Below are 16,630 nucleotides of genomic sequence, written 5' to 3'. Positions count from 1 at the left end.
GCCACCGCCACTGCTCATAGTCAGGCGCCTATGGCAAGCCTTTGGCTGTCATCGGCCTGGGAGGGCTCCGGGTCTCGCAGCACGTAACCACGCCCCCAAACCGTTTCGATGTAGTTTTCTCCATCGGTCGCCGTGCTCAGCTTCTTGCGCAGCTTGCAAATGAAGACGTCAATGATCTTGAGCTCAGGCTCATCCATGCCGCCGTAGAGGTGGTTGAGGAACATCTCCTTGGTCAGGGTTGTGCCCTTGCGCAGCGACAACAGCTCCAGCATCTGATATTCCTTACCGGTCAGATGCACTGGTTTGTTGTCGGCGCTCACAGTCTTCGCGTCGAGGTTAACCGAGATCAGCCCGGTGTTGATCACCGATTGCGAATGCCCTTTCGAGCGGCGAATGATCGCATGGATTCGGGCCACCAGCTCTTCGCGATGGAACGGCTTGGTCAGATAGTCATCTGCACCAAATCCAAATCCCTTGATCTTGTTCTCCGTGTCATCCGCCCCAGACAGGATCAAAATCGGCGTCTCAATCCGCGACAGGCGCAGTTGGCGCAAGACCTCATGGCCATTCATATCCGGCAAATCGAGGTCCAGGAGGATCAGATCGTAGTCGTAAAGCTTTGCCAGATCGATCCCTTCCTCTCCCAAATCGGTCGCATAGACGTTCAGATTTGCGTGGGTCAGCATCAACTCGATGCTCTTAGAGGTTGTGGGGTCATCTTCCACTAGCAGTACGCGCATGATTTTCTCCGCATCGGATGTCCGTTTGTCAGGATTAACCGTGAACAAAAAAGGTTAATCACACGTTACCGTCTGCAAGAAACCTACTTGAACAACTTAAGGTTGTCTATATCTTTGTAGTGCTGTGGCTTTCAGAGCATCCTCGCCATGCTCCGAGACAGCCTTGACCCACTCATGAAACTCATCTTCGCTGATCTGATACCGCTTCAACGCGTCGCTTTGCGTGATCAGCCCATAGGCCACCCCACGCACCACAGCGGCCTTGCGCGAGGCAACCCAGCGCATTGTGCTGGCTGGAGGGAGGTCTGCCTGCGTCATCACGGTCCCATCTGCCAGCGTCACAGATCGTGGCCCATCTACTTTCTTAAGATACATCACTCATACCCGCAGTAACTGTCTTGACGCAGACCTTGACCTCCGGGCCTTAAAGACCGATGAAGCGCGCTCTTGAGAGTAATTAGGATTTTCCTATATTTTCACGGACCCCGGAGACACCTGATGCCGCGCGACACCGCCATACCTCTGAATTCGCTTGGATTTGCAAAACCGCCGTCCGAAACGCGCGTGGTTGTGGCCATGTCCGGCGGCGTGGATAGCTCAGTTGTGGCAGCGATGCTGGCGGATGAAGGCTACGATGTGGTTGGCGTTACGTTGCAGCTCTACGATCACGGGGCGGCGCTGGCCAAAAAGGGCGCCTGCTGCGCCGGGCTCGATATCCACGACGCCCGCCGCGTGGCGGAAACCATGGGGTTCCCGCACTACGTCCTCGACTATGAGAACATCTTCAAGGATGCGGTGATCGACGAGTTTGCCGACAGTTATCTGGGCGGAGCGACCCCTGTGCCCTGCATCCGCTGCAATGAACGCGTGAAGTTCAAGGATCTGCTGGAGACGGCGCGCGATCTGGATGCCGACTGTATGGCAACAGGGCACTACATCCAGCGCAAAATGGGCCCGGAGGGAGCGGAGCTACACTCCGCCGCGGATACCGCCCGCGACCAAAGCTATTTCCTGTTCTCGACCACGCCAGAGCAATTGGATTTTCTGCGCTTCCCGCTTGGGCACCTCACATCCAAATCCGAGACCCGCGCACTTGCAGCCAAATATGATCTGAGCGTGGCGGACAAGCCCGACAGCCAGGACATCTGCTTTGTACCCAACGGAGACTATGCCTCCGTGATCCGCAAACTGCGCCCCGAAGCGGCCGCCCCCGGAGAGATCGTGCATGCAGATGGCCGCGTGCTGGGCGCACATGACGGGGTGGTCAACTACACCATCGGGCAACGGCGCGGTCTGGGCATCGGCGGTCTGGCTGAGCCGCTCTACGTTGTCAAACTCGATCCTGAATCGAAACAGGTCATCGTCGGGCCAAAAGACATGCTGGCCACCCGCACTGTGCCGGTGCGCGAAATCAACTGGCTGGGGGATGCACCCTTCACATCCCGTGACACCTGGCCGCTTGCGGTCAAGGTCCGCTCGACCCGCCCGCCAACAGACGCCATCCTGCGCCCGACCAGCGCGACCGAAGCCACTGTTGAGCTGATCACCCCCGAAGAAGGGGTCTCCCCCGGTCAGGCCTGCGTCTTCTACGACCCCGACAGCAGCCGGATCTACGGCGGCGGCTGGATCCACAAAGGCTGAGACAAGCGCCGCGCCACGCCCGTGGCGCCTGTTTGGCCCCGGCAGGGGTCAAACGCATCATGTCAGGCGTCAGCCTGTACTTTTATCAGAGAGGCGCGACAGCACCGCGCGGGCGGCACGCAGGCCGGGGTCGTCCCCGCCTGCCCCAAGGCGCTGCATGGTCACCTGCATAGCATCCCGCTGCGCCTCCGGTGCAGCCATGACCTCCAGCAATCCCGCGCCAATCTTCTCAGGCGTGCAGTCTGGCCCCAGAAAATCGGGCACCACGCGGGTGTCCGACACGAGGTTCACCAGCGTCACCGTATCCACCAGCGCCATCAATTTGATAATATTGAACGAAAGCCAGTTCATCTTATAGGCAATAACCATGGGCGTGCGCGCGGCCGCCAGTTCCAACGACACCGTGCCGGAAGCTGCGAGTGCGATGTCCGCAGCGCCGAAGGCCGCCAGTTTGATCTGGCTTGCCTCCTCCAGATCCATCTCGCGCGGGTCCAGAACCAGTGGAGCACCGGGCCAGTCTGCGACCTTCTCAAGAACCAGATCCGCCACAGGTGCGGCGGCAGGCACCACGATCTTCAGATCTGGATGGGCCGCCAGAACGGGTGCTATGGCATGGCCAAAAATACCCCCCAGCCGCTCAACCTCACCGCGCCGAGAGCCGGGCAGCACCAGCAACAGCGGCGCATCCGCGATGCCATGCGCCTCCCGAAACGCCTGTGCTTCGGCGCCTGTTGCCTGACGCTCAGCCACCACAGGGTGCCCCACAAAATCACAGACCATGCCGTCGAGCGTCATCAGCGGCGGCTCAAACGGGAACAGCGCCAGCACATGGTCGATGACCTTTGCCATCTTCTGCGCCCGCTTGGGACGCCAGACCCAGACAGTCGGCGCCACATAGTGCACCGTCCGGACATCGCTTGCCGCCTTCACCCGCCTGGCCACGCGCAAGGAAAAATCCGGGCTGTCGATGGTGATCATCACATCCGGCGCCGTGTCGATCACGGCCTGCGCCGTCTCGTTGATCCGCGCCATCAGCGCGCGATACTTGGGCAGGATCTCCGCGATGCCCATCACGCTCAGCTCGTCCATGGGAAAGCGGCTCACCAGCCCCTGCGCCTGCATGTCCGCCCCGCCGATGCCGTCAAACTGCACCTCCGGGCACAGGGCCTTCAGCCCAGCCATCAATGCCCCGCCCAGCTTGTCGCCAGACGGTTCACCCGCAATGATAAAGACCCGCATCAGTCCGGCAGCCGGGACCAGAGCACCAGACCCGCCGCATCTGCGGCAGCCACGGTGACCTCAGGTTCCAGCAGGATGACGCGGCCGGCCTCCACGATCAAACCCGCCAACCCGGCCTCCGCCAGCATGTGCATCGTGTCAGGCCCGATGGTCGGCATATCCACCCGCAGATCCTGCCCGCGCTTGGGCCCCTTGACCAGCACCGCGCGCGCGCGGGCCGCCCCCTCCGGCAGGGTCTGGAGCATGTGGTCGGTCCCGCCCAAGGTCTCGATCCCCCAGATCTGCCCCGCACCAACAACACAGCCCTGCCCCACATCCAGCGGCGCAAGAACCGCCAGCACCTCGCTGCCGCGCGCCATGTCGGAGGTCATCTGCTCATCCGGTTGCGCCGCGCTCAGCACACCCTCGGGCACAAGCAGATCAGGCACCAACTCATGTGCCGCCCGTACAGCAAAGCCCTTCTCTTCGAAAATACCAATCACCGCCCGCAACGCACCATCATCACCGGCAGCCATGGCCGCCATCAGCTTTGGCACCAGCGGCAAGGTCGCGGCATCAATGGCTGCCGGATCCACCGGCGGGCGCTCGATACCGCCGCAAAAACACACATCCGTGACACCGCGTTGCTGCAATTGGGACAATAGACTGCCGATCTGTTCCAGCCGGAACGTCAGATCGGGTGCCAGCCCCTCCGGTTCAAATCCCTGAAGCGCACAGACCAAGGGAGCTTGCGGCATCCCTTGCGCGATCCGGGCCGGCAGGCCGCCGCGTCCTGCGATCAGCGCCAGCATCAACCCGGCGTCAGGAAGTGGCGGTCACTGTCGGCCAGGATGAAATCCACAATCTCGCGCACATAGTCGCTGGTGGTCTCCTCCTTGAGGCGGCGCGCCCGGTCATGGAACGTGCCCTCGCCCTGCGCTAGCATCTGAAAGGCCGCGCGCAACGCTGTGATGTCCGAGCGGGCCACGCCGCGCCGCTTCAGCCCCACGAGATTCAGACCATCAAGCTCGCCCCGGGGCGCCTGTACCAAACCGTATGGAATCACGTCATTGGTCACCATGGTCACCGCGCCGATGATCGCGCCGCGCCCGATGCGCACGAACTGATGCACGCCCGAAAGCCCACCAACGATGACGTCATCCTCCAAAATGCAATGTCCGGCGATCGCAACCGAGTTGACGATCACACAGCGATTTCCGATCATCGTATCATGGGCGATGTGGCAGCCTGCCATGAAGAGATTGTCATCGCCGATCCGGGTGACCCCGCCGCCGCCTTCGGTGCCACAATTCATGGTCACATGTTCACGGATGCGATTGCGCTTGCCGATGATCAGCTGCGTCGCCTCACCCTTGAACTTCAAGTCTTGCGGGATCTCGCCGATCACTGAAAAGGGAAAAATTACGGTCTCATCACCCACGTCTGTCTGGCCGGTGACCACCACATGACTCTTGAGATGCACGCCTGCGCCAAGCACGACCTGCGGCCCGACGCAGCAAAACGGACCAATCATCGCCGTCGGATCGATGCGGGCGCCCTCCTCGATCACCGCGCTGGGGTGTATATTGCCCACGGCCGCTATCCCAGGTCCATCATGGCTGTGAACTCACACTCGGCTGCCATTTCGCCGTCGACCGTAGCGGTGCCGCCAAAGCGCCAGACCTTGCCACCCGGCTTGCCGCGCAGAGTCTCGATCTGCATCTGCAACACATCCCCCGGCACCACCTTGCGACGAAACTTGGCCTTATCGATGGCCATAAAATAGACCTTCATATCCTGATCCGCCATGTTCAGCGACACACCCACCATCACGGCTGATGCCTGCGCCATGGCTTCGACGATCGTGACACCCGGCATGATCGGCAGCCCTGGAAAATGCCCCTGAAAATGCGGCTCGTTCATGGTGACATTTTTGATACCGCGTGCCGAGGAGGTGCCATCGATATCAACAACGCGGTCCACCAGCAGGAAGGGGTATCGATGCGGAAGAATACGCTGGATCAGTTGGATATCGGCTGAAACGAGGGTGCCTGCGGCTGTGTCTGTCATCTCTGCTGTCCTTTTGTGTTCAAGGGCTTGCCTCTTCCGTAGCAAGACCGGGGCAGCGGAGCAAGCACGGCAATGAACCGAAGGCGTCCACGCGGTCTAGTCCGCGGGGCTCTCCCCTTCGCCCAGAACAGCGTCCAGCCGCTCAATCGCAACATCGGTGATGTCAATCGCGTTGAGGCTCAGAAACACAGAGCGCTGTTCCATCACCACAGCCGCTCCAGCCTCGCGCATCAGTGTCTCCAGCACAGGGGCCGCAGCCTTCAGGAACACCCCCCGTCTCTGCTCAAGTGCCTGGTTGAGTTCCCGGGTCTTGGCATCCTGTGTCCGGCGGGTGTTTTGCACTTTTTCGTCAAATGCATCCGCCAGCGCGCGAAAGGCATCGGCCTCCATGGTGCCGCGCTGCTCCGTCAGAGCCTGCTCTTCGTCTTGTAGCGCCTGCTCAATCTGCCGGTTCTCAGCCGCGAGTTCTGCTCCAAGCGTCTCAAACTCGACCACGGTGCGCTTGCCGTATTCACTTTCGGCAAACAAACGGTCCGAATCGATGGTCAGAATGGGGCTCTGAACCGGGCCGATCCGCTGTGCCGCAGCAGGCTGCGGCGGCATGAGCAGACAGATGACCGCCAGCAGGACCGGAAGGATGCCCGCCATCCGTGTCATGGCATCAGAAGGTCGTGTTCAGTGTGAACTCGAACGTCTGGTCGCGGTCAAAATCCTCTTTCTTGATCGCTTCAGAGAAGTTGAAGCGCAGAGGGCCGATGGGCGTGTCCCACAGGATCGAGAAGCCAATCACGTGACGGAAAGAGCCACCTTCGCCGACAATGGTACCGCCCGCCGTATTCACGTCGCTCAGATCCCACACATTGCCCACATCGTAGAAAAGCCCGCCGGTGATGCCAAACTCCTCCGGAATACCAATGGGAAACTCTGCATCAAACCGCGCCGCGACGTAGAGGTTGCCGCCCAGAGGGTCCTCATCACTGCGCGACACATCGCGCGGGCCAATCCCGCCTGGTTCAAATCCGCGAATGATATCGGTGTTGTTCTGGAAACGATCTACTGCACGGTTCGCACCACCGCTCCACGCCAGCGCGCCGCCTTCCAGCGAGGCGCGCAGGGTGATCTCTTCATTGAGGACTTTGGTTTCACCAACCGCGCGCGCTGTGGTTCTGATGTACTCGGAATCGCCGCCAAGACCTGCGAAATCCTGCGAGAACTGCAACAGATAGCCGGAATTCGGGTCCAGCCCGCGCAACCGGCTGTCGTAGGTGAACTGATAGCCGATGGCGCTGCTGACCTGCTTGCCCGCTGCAATCTCGTTCCCGATCACGGCCCCGTTCTCCGGCGTGTCCCGGACCAGCATCTCAGACTGTTCGATGGTGTAGCGCAGCTGCAAGGTGGAGTTCTCACCAACCGGGTAGGTCAGGGACGGCTGGAAACGGAATCGTTTGGTATCAAACGTTGTAAAGGAGCTATCGGTTTCATTCAGATCAAGATTGAAACCAAACGCAACATCGCGTCCCAGGAAGGCTGGTTCGACGAAGTTCAATCTGTATCGCTCCGAATCTTCGGTTGTCGAGACCGTGACGCCAACGCGCTGACCGCGACCTAAGAAATTTTCCTCGGCAAACCGGATGGCAAAGCCAATACCATCGTTGTTGGAGAACGACGCCCCGAAACTGAACGATCCTGTCGGTGCCTCTTCGACATCCACGTCCACAACCACCTGATCCGGGGTCGAGCCTTCGCGGGCGTTGACCTCCGCAGTCTCGAAATAGCCAAGGGCCCGAATGCGCTCCGCCGCTTCGCGGATCTCACGCGGGTTGAACGGGTCACCTTCCACGCTGCGGAACTGGCGCCGGATGACCTGATCCAGCGTCGTGGTATTGCCTTCGATATCAATCCGCTCGACAAAGACGCGCGGCCCGCGTGTCAGCATGTATTCGACATTCAGGGTCAGATTGCGGTCATCCCGTGTCACGCGCGGTTCAACACGCAGGAAATCGACACCATCCCGCAGGGCCTGCCGTTCCAGCCGCGCAATGTCGTTCTCCAACAGAGACGGAGAATAGGTCACACCGGGTTTGACCTTCACGATATCCAGATACGCGTCCGCATCCACACCAGGGAGGTCGCTGGTCGCCGTGATCTCACCAAAACGGAAGCGCTGACCTTCCTGAACATTGAAGACCAGGAAATAGCCGTCCCGCTCTTCGGTCAGCTGGGCATTCACCGAATTGATGCGGAAATCGACATAGCCGCGCGACAGGTAGAAATCCCGCAGCAGCTGGCGATCAAATTCAATACGGTCCTCGACCAGAGTGTCCGCCCGAATCAAGCTGCGCAGCAACCCTGCCTGTTTGGTCTCAAGCACACGGCGCAGGCGACGGTCACTAAACGCGCGATTGCCGACAAAGCTCAGACGTTCGATTTCGATGTTGTCACCTTCGAGGACCTCGAACACCAGATCGACCCTGTTGTCTGACCGGCGAATGATCGTGGGCGACACCCGGGCGGAGAGCCGCCCCTGCGTCGCATAGGCATCTGCAATCAGATCCGCATCCCGCTCCACCTGGGCCGGGTTGAAGACGCGCCGTTCGCTGGAGTTGATCGCAGCGGACAACGCCTCGTCATTGAGACGTCGGTTGCCCTCGAAACTGATCCGGTTGATGGTTGGAAACTCCACCACGGTGATCTGCAGGCCGTTGTTGGTCGGGTCGAAATCAACGCTTTCAAAAAGACCTGAGTCGACCAGCCGCTGGAGCGCCGCATTCAGCTCTGCCGCGCTGACAGTCTGACCCGGCGCGATGCCCGCGCGGGTCAGGATGGCCGCATCGCCGACGCGCAGATTGCCGTCGATCGCAATGGAATTCAGCTGGAATTGCCGGACCTGCGCTGGCGAGGGCTGCGCGATGGAAAGTGCCGAAATGGCCAGACAAAACCCGACTGTCCGAACCGACGTCGCAACTGTTCTGCTGCGGCCGGAAACACGCGGGTCCGCGCCCCGATTTGCCCAATTCATGATCTGCCCCGATGCTCAGTACTTTATGGTTAACTGAGTATCGGCAAAGGTTGGTTTTGTCAAAACCATGTGGTCAGAAATTATCGACTCACTAGATGCGCCCGCAGTGGGCCATAGGTCGCGCGCGACCTGTGTTGCTTTTCGGCCTCAGTGGAGGGCCTGACCCAAGGCCGTGGTGATCCAGGACGCGGCACCCAGCGACAGCGCGATGGCTCCAAAATAGAGCATCCTATCCCGGTTCAAATCCACCAGGAGGCTCAGGCTACGGTATCCGTTGTTGATCGTTTGCATGGGATCTCTCCGTTTCGATACCCATGGCGTACACGCAGAATGCGGCCACTCTTTGATCAAATGTGGCAAAAACAGGACGATTGGGCGGGGTAGAGGTGCCTTATGGGCAGAATACATCATTCCCAAGTGCGAAAAGCATCAGGCTCAGCACCGTCGCAAATCCCAGCGTCATCAGCACTTGCAACGCCTTGTCGCTGGGTGGTTTGCCCGCAACCGCCTCATAGGCATAGAAGACCAGATGCCCGCCATCAAGGGCGGGGACCGGGAAGAGGTTCAGCAGCCCCACGGCCGTGCTCAGCACCGCGATGAACCAGATGAACGACTGCGCCCCCTGGCTGGCCATAGCACCCGAGGTCTGCGCGATGCCAATGGGCCCGCTGAGGTTGCAGGTGCTGATGGCCCCCGTGATCATATGCGCCAACCCGCTCAGCGAGCCCTCGATGATGCGCACCGTCTGCCGCGCACCGCTGGCCAAGGCCGCGCCCACACCGGGCGTTTCGGTTGCAGGTTCAAAGGCCAGACCACCCGCAATTCCAATCCGCCATTGCGTTGCGAACCCGCCACCCGGCTGAGGTTCATCCACTCGACGTGGGGTCAGCGTCATATCCAGTTCTTCACCGTCGCGCCACACGCGTAGGGCCAGAGGCGCACCATTGCCGCCCTCTACCTTCTCCTTCAACTGATCGAAGGCAAAGATGGGTGTGTCATCCACGACGATGATCACATCATCGACTTCCAGACCCGCTCCCAAAGCAGCGCTTTGCGGGGTCACCGCCGACACCAGCGGCGGCAGCAGATAGGCGCCTCGCACGATGCGTTCAGAGCCCTCCCGCACCACCGTATAGTCCAGTTGCGGCTGCAACGGCAGCGCATCAATAAAAGCGGAATAGGCGACCGCGTCTTCTGTGCTTGGGATGGCCTCCCCGTTGATTCCAATGATCTCATCTCCAGTCTGCAGCCCGCGAATTTCCACCGGCAGGGGGCGCAGTTCGCCAACGGTCAAGGGGTCGCGCGACACGCCGCTCGTCACGATCACAGCGGCAAAGACCACAATGGAGAGCGCGAAGTTGAAGATCGGACCCGCCGCCACGGTTGCGGTCCGAGCCCAAAGCGGCGCGCCGTGCATGGTGGCGCGCAGCCGCGCGGGGTCGGCCTGCGCCTCGGCCATGGCGGCCTCGTCCTTACCGGAGGCGGCATTGGCATCGCCTGCGAATTTCACATAGCCACCAAAGGGCAGCGCGGCGATCTGCCAGCGGGTGCCGCGCCTGTCCACGTGGGACCACAGCACCGGCCCAAACCCGATGGAAAAGACATCCGCATGAATGCCCGACCAGCGGCCCACAATATAATGCCCGTATTCGTGGATCGCCACGATCACCGACAGCGCCACCACAAAGGCGGCGATGGTCCAGACCAGCCCGCCAAACTGCGGGATCAGCGTAAAAATGTCCAAAACCTACCCTGCTCTGCTCTTCATGACCGCACGGGCCTCTTGTCGTGCCAGATGGTCGATCTGGGCCACGTTATCAAGGGTCATCTCACCCGCAATGTGGTCTGACGCCGCTGACATCCGCGTCAGAACCTCTTCGACAACGATGGCCATCTCGTTAAAGCGGATCTCTTCGGCGATGAACGCATCCAGCGCCGCTTCCTTGGCGGCGTTGAACACCGCTCCGGCCAGGCCGCCCGTTTCCATCACCTCGCGCGCCAAACGCAGGGCGGGCCAGCGGGTCTCGCACGGGGCCTGAAAACTCAACTGACCGATCTGCGCGAGATCGAGCCGCTCCACCGGCAGGTTACGCCGCTCCGGCCAGTGCAGCGCATAGCCGATGGCGTGCCGCATATCCGGCGGGCCCACGTGGGCCATCAGGGCGCCATCGCGAAAGCCAACCATGGCGTGGATCAGCGATTCGGGGTGCACCAGCACCTCGATCTGCGCAGGGGGGACGCCGAAAAACTCCTTTGTTTCAATCAGTTCCATCGCCTTGTTGAACATGGAGGCGGAATCGATGGTGATACGCTGCCCCATGTCCCAATTCGGATGACTGGACGCCTCGGCCAGCGTGGCCTTCGCCAATTTCTCTATGGGCCAGTCGCGAAAAGCGCCGCCACTTGCGGTGATGATGATCCGTTCAACCGCGGCCATGTCCTCACCGACCAATCCTTGGAAGACCGCCGAATGCTCGCTGTCCACAGGCAAGAGCCGCGCGTTGTGCGTCTTGGCCGTGGTGAGCATGAGTTGGCCTGCGCAGACCAGCGATTCCTTGTTGGCCAGCGCCAATGTGCCACCCTGCGCCAGTGCGGCCAGCCCAGGCGCCAGCCCCGCCGCCCCCACAATCGCCGACATGACCCAATCAGCCGGACGGGCGGCGGCATCGATGATCGCCTGCGTCCCGGCGGCGGCTTCCACCGCGCTGCCCGCCAGCGCGGCGCGCAGATCCTCCAGCAAATGGTCATGAGCGGTAACGGCTACATCCGCCCCAAGGCGCCGCGCATCAGCGGCCAGCTGGGCAACGTTGCCCGCCCCGGTGAGCGCCATAACGTGATAGTCTTCCGGCGCCCGCGCGATCAGATCAATTGTGTTTTGCCCGATGGAGCCAGTCGCTCCGAGGATGCTGACCCGCCGCACAACTACCTCAGCATCACGGTGGAGCCGATGAGTGGCCCGCCGATGATCAGCAGGAAGATGGCTGCCCCCAACATGCCATCGAACCGGTCGAGCAGCCCGCCGTGCCCGGGGATCAGGTTGGAACTGTCCTTGACCCCGACCCGGCGCTTGATCGCACTTTCGGCAATGTCGCCCATCTGGCTGGCCATGGAGACCGCGACCGAAATCCCGATGAGCTGCGGCCCCGCCCCGGTGTTTGCCATGAAAAGCGCGCCAACCAGACCCGCCCCAACCCAGCCAAAGCCGGTGCCAGCCCAGGTTTTCTTGGGGCTGACGCGCGGCCAGAACTTTGGCCCGCCGATCATGCGGCCCGCGAAATAGCCGACCACATCGGTTGCCACGACAACCAGCACCATCCACAGCATCCAGTTGAACCCAAGCGTGTCGCGCACCGCCATCATGCCAAAGCCCGCCAGCAGCACCATGACCGTGAAGACCATGTAGATCGTGCGGAAGCGGATCAGCTGACCAAAGCCCACCAGCGCCGAGGCCAGAAGGATCGGCAGCGCAAACCCCGCCGGCAGGTAGCTCGCCAGCAGCAGCGCGGCCCCTGTGAGCAGCCCCATCTGCAACGGCACGCGGTCCGGCGCCTTGATCATGACGGCCAGTTCCCACACCATGATGCCGCAGATCGCCGCAACCATCACGTGGAAGACGTGGCCACCGGCCCAGACCCCGGCCAGACCCAGCACAACCATGGCCGCACCAGAGCCCATGCGCACCGCGAGATCTGACCATTTTTCTGCCGTCTCGGCCACGGGCCCTATGCCTTCACGCCGCCATAGCGGCGATCGCGGCACCCGAAGGATTCGCACAGGAGCTGGAACTCCTCACGGGTGAAATCAGGCCACAGCGTGTCGATGAATTCGTATTCGGAATATGCGGACTGCCACAGCAGGAAGTTCGAGATACGCGCCTCCCCGCTGGTGCGGATCACAAGATCAGGATCCGGCAGGACGTGGGTGTCGAGATAGCGTGGCAGGGTCTCTTCATCAACGGCATCGGGGCTGAGCTTGCCTTCGGCCACGTCCTGCGCCAAGCGCCTGGTTGCGCGCGCCACCTCATCGCGCCCGCCATAGTTGATGGCAATGGTCAGGTTCACACGACTGTTCTGCTGGGTCGCCACCTCAAGATCGCTCATCATCGCCGTCAGCTTCTTATCGAGCCGCAGCCGGTCCCCGATGAAGCGCACCCGCACACCGGATTCCACCAGCGCGCGTGTCTCCTTGATGATATAGCGGCGAAAGAGGTTCATCAGCCCCGCAACTTCCACCTGCGTGCGCTTCCAGTTCTCGGTCGAGAAGGCAAAGATCGTCAGATAGTCGACCCCGAATTCGGGGCAGGATTCAACGATCTCCCGCACCCGGCGCGCACCCGCGTGATGCCCGTAAAGCCGGGGCCGCCCGCGCTGCGTCGCCCAACGGCCATTGCCATCCATGATAATCGCAACATGCCGCGGGCAACCCGGGATAAGCTCGACTTGGGGTTGGGGCAAGCCCGCCATATGTGTCTCCTGCAAGGAGCGCGCCACCTGGCGTCTCCGTGAAAAGCAGATCGCCCGCCGATGCGGGCCTCTGCGGTGTTTTGCGACGCGCGCTGGCGCGACAAAGGGCCTGGGCGGTCGGCCGGTCAGACCTGCATGATTTCGCCCTGCTTGGTCTCAAGCAGAGTATCGATCAGTTTTATATAACGATCCGTTATTTCCTGAACCTCGCCTTCCCAAAGCTTCTGATCATCTTCGGAGAGACCATCCCCCTTGGCCTTCTTGATCTGATCCATCCCGTCGCGGCGGATGTTGCGCACCGACACGCGGCCACTTTCCGCATATTGACCGGCGACCTTGGTCAGCTCGCGACGGCGCTCCTCATTCAGCTCCGGGATCGGCAGCATGATGATGGTGCCGTTGAGCTGCGGGTTGATGCCCAGCCCGCTTTCGCGAATGGCCTTCTCGACCTTATTCACCAAGCCCTTGTCCCACACATTGATGGTGACCATACGCGGCTCAGGCACGTTCACGGTGCCGACCTGGTTGATCGGCGTCATCGAGCCGTAGGCGTCCACCATCACCGGCTCCAGCATCGAGGCCGACGCGCGGCCCGTGCGCAGCGAGGCGAACTCGGTGCGCAGATTTGCCATCGCGCCATCCATCCGCCGTTCCAGATCATCGGTGTCGAGCATAAAATCGTCTGACATAAGTCCGTCCTGCCACAAGTGTCGTGCCGGGCATGCGCGATGCACGCCTTACGTGTTTGAAAACGTGTATAGATCAGGACGGGCGCGAAAGGCCAGAAAGAGTTGCCGCTGATCCTCGGGCCTATCCTAGCCCTGCACCCGCGTATAGGTGCCCTCGCCTGCGAGAACCGCGCGGAAGCCATCCGGCTCATCCAGCGAGAAGACGAAGATCGGCAGATTGTTGTCCCGGGCGAGCGCAATGGCCGATGCATCCATGACCCCAAGCCGCTTGGCCAACACGTCATCGTAGCTGACCGTCTCGTAGCGTTTCGCATCGTCGTGTTTGGCCGGGTCCTTGTCATAGACACCGTCCACACCGTTCTTGCCCATGAAGATCGCCTCGCAGGACATCTCGTTCGCGCGCAATGTCGCGGCGGTGTCGGTGGTGAAATAGGGGTTGCCCGTTCCGGCCGCAAAGATGCAGACCCGCTTTTTCTCAAGGTGCCGCACGGCCCGGCGGCGGATGTAGGGCTCCGCCACTTCGTTCATGGTTATCGCGCTGATCACCCGGGTGAAGACCCCAAGCCCCTCCAGCGCCGACTGCATCGCCAGCGCGTTCATGACCGTGGCCAGCATACCCATGTAGTCCGCCGTGGTCCGCTCCATCCCCTGAGCCGAGCCTTGCAGGCCCCGGAACACATTGCCACCGCCGATCACCATGCAGATCTCGACGCCGAGGTCATGCACCGATTTGACCTCCTGCGCGATGCGCTCCACCGTGGGCGGGTGCAGGCCGAACCCCTGATCGCCCATCAGCGCCTCGCCCGAGATTTTCAGCATCACACGTTTAAAGGCAGCCTGCGGCGCGGCGTCGGACATGGGGGAGAGCTCCTGCGGTACGGGGTTTTGTTCGGCGGCAAAATGTCGGAAAAGCAGCCGGACTTCAATGCACGCTTGCGCAGGATGGCAAGAAAATGGCCACGGAGCCGATCTCGGACAGGACCGCGCTCATAGGCGGGCTGTCACCGGACAAACCAGTGCTGATCGCGGGGCCGACGGCCTCGGGCAAATCCGCGCTGGCGCTGGAGATTGCAGACCGGCAGGGCGGCGTGATCGTGAACGCGGATGCCAGTCAGGTCTATGGCTGCTGGCAGGTGCTCACGGCGCGCCCGAGCCTTGATGAGATGGCCGGCATTCCGCATCACCTCTATGGGCATATCGAGGCGGAGGCCCCCTACTCTGCCGGGCACTGGCTGCGTGAGGTCACACCCTTGCTAGGCGCTGCGCGACCCATCATCGTCGGAGGCACGGGGCTGTATTTCATGGCGCTGACGCAAGGCCTCGCGGACATCCCCGCCACACCGCCGGAGGTGCGCGCGCATGCGGACACATTGACATTGGAGGAGATGCTTGCGGGGCTGGATGCGGAGACCCGCGCCCGTATCGACCCAGCCAACCGCGCGCGGGTGCAGCGCGCGTGGGAGGTGATGACCACCACAGGGCGCAGCCTGACGCAGTGGCAGGCGCAGACCGGTCATCCGACGTTGGCGGAGACGGAGGCCAACACGCTGGTGTTCGACGCCCCGAAAGACTGGCTCAATGGGCGGATTGTGCAGCGGTTCGATATGATGCTGGCTGCCGGCGCGCTGGACGAGGCCCGCGCCGTGCTGCCGGAGTATGACCCCAGCCTGCCCGCGCATCGCGCAATTGGCGCGCCGGAGCTTGTGGCCCATCTGCGCGGAGAGATCACATTGGAGGCCGCGCGGGAGCGCGCGATCATCGCTACCCGGCAATTCGCCAAGCGCCAGCGCACCTGGTTCCGCTCCAAGATGGAGGGGTGGCAGCGCGTGCGCCCGCACTAAGCCGAATGCCGCTGACGCCATCCAAGCCTGGAGGGTAAGGCTGGCATTAACCTTCCGGTAACCTAAACTAAATAGCGTCGTCGCAAACCGGGGATGTTATGGCTATCGACCGACCGATCATTCAGACATTGTCACAGCTCAGCATGGGGCAGGATTGGCGCTTGTCGCTTGTGCATGACCGACCGGCGCATTTGCTGATCTGGGTGACCCGCGGCCAGGGGCGCGTGTTGATGGACGGGCAACGTCAGGGGGTTGGCACACACAGCGCCATTGTCCTGCCCGCGTGTCACCTCTTTTCGCTTGAACTGGGGCGCCAGTCGATCGCGCAGGTGGTGGTCATCCCGCAGGAAACCGATCTGCTGATGCCAAAGATCCCCCGCCTTCTGCGCATCCGCGATTCCATGGTGATGAATGAGCTCAACACGCTGATCGAAGCGGCGGGACGAGAGCAATCCAGCGGGCGCCCGCTCTGCCGCCAATCGATGGAAGCATTTGGCGCATTGATTTCGGTCTGGATTCAGCGGCAGATCGCAATGGAAGAACACGCACCGGCGCGGCGCAACGCAGCGGCCCGCCTGTGCAGCGCCTATTGCGCGCAGATCAATGCACATTTCGCGACGCCAATGACCATGTCGGACCATGCGGAAGCTTTGGGGGTCACACCCACACATTTGACCCGCGCCTGCAAGGCCGCTACAGGCAAGACGGCGGCGGAACTGCTGACCGAGCGGGTTCTGCATGAAGCACGCTGCCTGCTGGCTGAAACGAATGTGCCTGCACAGGACATCGCGCGCCACCTCGGGTTTGGCAGCGCGGCCTATTTCACGCGCTTCATGCAGCATCACACACGGGCCACCCCAACGGCGCTGCGCCGGGCCTCGGCCGCCACCCTGAAAGCGGCCTGACCCTCAGACTGTCATCAAACCGTCGCCAAGATGTCATCCATTTG

General features: G+C 61.7%; 18 protein-coding genes. 3 read left to right on the top strand and 15 right to left on the bottom strand.

Features of this window, described 5'->3' with window-relative positions; genetic code table 11:
* Positions 1-20 precede the first annotated feature (20 nt).
* A complete protein-coding gene (gene ctrA / locus So717_RS09525) occupies positions 21-740 on the bottom strand; it encodes a response regulator transcription factor CtrA (protein WP_159976560.1) in 720 nt (239 codons plus the stop codon).
* 96 nt (positions 741-836) lie between these two features.
* Positions 837-1,115, bottom strand: a complete 279-nt coding sequence (sciP, locus tag So717_RS09520; protein WP_159976557.1) for a CtrA inhibitor SciP — start codon at positions 1,113-1,115, stop codon at positions 837-839.
* A 123-nt stretch (positions 1,116-1,238) separates the two neighbouring features.
* Here sciP and mnmA point away from each other — a divergent pair, with 123 nt between their 5' ends.
* Complete coding sequence (gene mnmA, locus So717_RS09515; RefSeq protein ID WP_159976554.1) at positions 1,239-2,381, top strand: tRNA 2-thiouridine(34) synthase MnmA; 1,143 nt, start codon at positions 1,239-1,241, stop codon at positions 2,379-2,381.
* Positions 2,382-2,450: 69 nt separating this feature from the next.
* Here mnmA and lpxB read toward each other — a convergent pair whose 3' ends face one another.
* The 13 genes from lpxB to pyrH form a co-directional block, all read right to left on the bottom strand.
* On the bottom strand, positions 2,451-3,620 hold the full coding sequence (lpxB, locus tag So717_RS09510) for a lipid-A-disaccharide synthase (RefSeq protein WP_159976551.1): 1,170 nt from the start codon (positions 3,618-3,620) through the stop codon (positions 2,451-2,453).
* Positions 3,620-4,411, bottom strand: coding sequence for an LpxI family protein (locus So717_RS09505; RefSeq protein ID WP_159976548.1), 792 nt, complete (start codon positions 4,409-4,411; stop codon positions 3,620-3,622). Before So717_RS09505 ends, lpxB begins: the two co-directional genes overlap by 1 nt.
* Entirely contained in the window at positions 4,411-5,193 is a 783-nt protein-coding gene (lpxA, locus tag So717_RS09500) for an acyl-ACP--UDP-N-acetylglucosamine O-acyltransferase (RefSeq protein ID WP_159976545.1), read from the bottom strand. Before lpxA ends, So717_RS09505 begins: the two co-directional genes overlap by 1 nt.
* A 5-nt stretch (positions 5,194-5,198) precedes the next feature.
* On the bottom strand, positions 5,199-5,669 hold the full coding sequence (gene fabZ, locus So717_RS09495; protein ID WP_159976542.1) for a 3-hydroxyacyl-ACP dehydratase FabZ: 471 nt from the start codon (positions 5,667-5,669) through the stop codon (positions 5,199-5,201).
* A 96-nt stretch (positions 5,670-5,765) separates the two neighbouring features.
* The gene (locus tag So717_RS09490; RefSeq protein WP_159976539.1) at positions 5,766-6,326 is read right to left on the bottom strand and encodes an OmpH/Skp family outer membrane protein; all 561 of its coding nucleotides are present in this window, start codon (positions 6,324-6,326) and stop codon (positions 5,766-5,768) included.
* A 4-nt stretch (positions 6,327-6,330) separates the two neighbouring features.
* Positions 6,331-8,688, bottom strand: coding sequence for an outer membrane protein assembly factor BamA (bamA, locus tag So717_RS09485; RefSeq protein WP_159976536.1), 2,358 nt, complete (start codon positions 8,686-8,688; stop codon positions 6,331-6,333).
* 147 nt (positions 8,689-8,835) lie between these two features.
* Positions 8,836-8,979, bottom strand: coding sequence for a hypothetical protein (locus tag So717_RS22055; protein ID WP_174239025.1), 144 nt, complete (start codon positions 8,977-8,979; stop codon positions 8,836-8,838).
* A 100-nt stretch (positions 8,980-9,079) separates the two neighbouring features.
* Positions 9,080-10,432: an RIP metalloprotease RseP gene (gene rseP / locus So717_RS09480; protein ID WP_159976533.1), complete on the bottom strand. Its 1,353-nt coding sequence runs from the start codon at positions 10,430-10,432 to the stop codon at positions 9,080-9,082.
* A gap of 3 nt (positions 10,433-10,435) precedes the next feature.
* Positions 10,436-11,608 (bottom strand): 1-deoxy-D-xylulose-5-phosphate reductoisomerase, encoded by a 1,173-nt coding sequence (gene dxr, locus So717_RS09475; RefSeq protein WP_159976530.1) that lies wholly within the window; start codon positions 11,606-11,608, stop codon positions 10,436-10,438.
* 2 nt (positions 11,609-11,610) lie between these two features.
* Positions 11,611-12,363, bottom strand: a complete 753-nt coding sequence (locus So717_RS09470) for a phosphatidate cytidylyltransferase (RefSeq protein ID WP_174239034.1) — start codon at positions 12,361-12,363, stop codon at positions 11,611-11,613.
* A gap of 47 nt (positions 12,364-12,410) precedes the next feature.
* Positions 12,411-13,151 carry a polyprenyl diphosphate synthase gene (uppS, locus tag So717_RS09465; protein ID WP_159977135.1) on the bottom strand — a complete coding sequence of 247 codons (741 nt, stop codon included), beginning with the start codon at positions 13,149-13,151 and terminating at the stop codon, positions 12,411-12,413.
* A 125-nt stretch (positions 13,152-13,276) separates the two neighbouring features.
* A complete protein-coding gene (frr, locus tag So717_RS09460; protein ID WP_159976524.1) occupies positions 13,277-13,840 on the bottom strand; it encodes a ribosome recycling factor in 564 nt (187 codons plus the stop codon).
* 126 nt (positions 13,841-13,966) lie between these two features.
* The gene (gene pyrH, locus So717_RS09455; RefSeq protein ID WP_159976520.1) at positions 13,967-14,698 is read right to left on the bottom strand and encodes a UMP kinase; all 732 of its coding nucleotides are present in this window, start codon (positions 14,696-14,698) and stop codon (positions 13,967-13,969) included.
* A gap of 95 nt (positions 14,699-14,793) precedes the next feature.
* On the opposite strand from pyrH, the gene miaA reads away from it, so the two are divergent.
* Together miaA and So717_RS09445 are read left to right on the top strand one after the other, a co-directional pair.
* Entirely contained in the window at positions 14,794-15,681 is an 888-nt protein-coding gene (miaA, locus tag So717_RS09450) for a tRNA (adenosine(37)-N6)-dimethylallyltransferase MiaA (protein WP_174239024.1), read from the top strand.
* Positions 15,682-15,779: 98 nt separating this feature from the next.
* Complete coding sequence (locus So717_RS09445) at positions 15,780-16,586, top strand: AraC family transcriptional regulator (protein WP_238840776.1); 807 nt, start codon at positions 15,780-15,782, stop codon at positions 16,584-16,586.
* Positions 16,587-16,630 lie beyond the last annotated feature (44 nt).

This window comes from Roseobacter cerasinus, assembly GCF_009811755.1.
GTDB lineage: Bacteria > Pseudomonadota > Alphaproteobacteria > Rhodobacterales > Rhodobacteraceae > Roseobacter > Roseobacter cerasinus.
The sequence above is the reverse complement of the archived record's forward strand: the minus strand, read 5'-3'. Positions and strand labels throughout refer to the sequence as shown.

Bases quoted from the DNA above. Each gene is read 5' to 3' on its own strand.
- So717_RS09445 (WP_238840776.1), top strand. From the start codon at position 15,780: ATGGCTATCGACCGACCGATCATTCAGACATTGTCACAGCTCAGCATG.
- ctrA (WP_159976560.1), bottom strand. From the start codon at position 740: ATGCGCGTACTGCTAGTGGAAGATGACCCCACAACCTCTAAGAGCATC.
- mnmA (WP_159976554.1), top strand. From the start codon at position 1,239: ATGCCGCGCGACACCGCCATACCTCTGAATTCGCTTGGATTTGCAAAA.
- miaA (WP_174239024.1), top strand. From the start codon at position 14,794: ATGGCCACGGAGCCGATCTCGGACAGGACCGCGCTCATAGGCGGGCTG.
- frr (WP_159976524.1), bottom strand. From the start codon at position 13,840: ATGTCAGACGATTTTATGCTCGACACCGATGATCTGGAACGGCGGATG.
- uppS (WP_159977135.1), bottom strand. From the start codon at position 13,151: ATGGCGGGCTTGCCCCAACCCCAAGTCGAGCTTATCCCGGGTTGCCCG.
- sciP (WP_159976557.1), bottom strand. From the start codon at position 1,115: ATGTATCTTAAGAAAGTAGATGGGCCACGATCTGTGACGCTGGCAGAT.
- So717_RS09505 (WP_159976548.1), bottom strand. From the start codon at position 4,411: ATGCTGGCGCTGATCGCAGGACGCGGCGGCCTGCCGGCCCGGATCGCG.
- fabZ (WP_159976542.1), bottom strand. From the start codon at position 5,669: ATGACAGACACAGCCGCAGGCACCCTCGTTTCAGCCGATATCCAACTG.
- So717_RS09490 (WP_159976539.1), bottom strand. From the start codon at position 6,326: ATGACACGGATGGCGGGCATCCTTCCGGTCCTGCTGGCGGTCATCTGT.
- lpxB (WP_159976551.1), bottom strand. From the start codon at position 3,620: ATGCGGGTCTTTATCATTGCGGGTGAACCGTCTGGCGACAAGCTGGGC.
- So717_RS22055 (WP_174239025.1), bottom strand. From the start codon at position 8,979: ATGCAAACGATCAACAACGGATACCGTAGCCTGAGCCTCCTGGTGGAT.
- So717_RS09470 (WP_174239034.1), bottom strand. From the start codon at position 12,363: ATGGGCTCTGGTGCGGCCATGGTTGTGCTGGGTCTGGCCGGGGTCTGG.
- bamA (WP_159976536.1), bottom strand. From the start codon at position 8,688: ATGAATTGGGCAAATCGGGGCGCGGACCCGCGTGTTTCCGGCCGCAGC.
- pyrH (WP_159976520.1), bottom strand. From the start codon at position 14,698: ATGTCCGACGCCGCGCCGCAGGCTGCCTTTAAACGTGTGATGCTGAAA.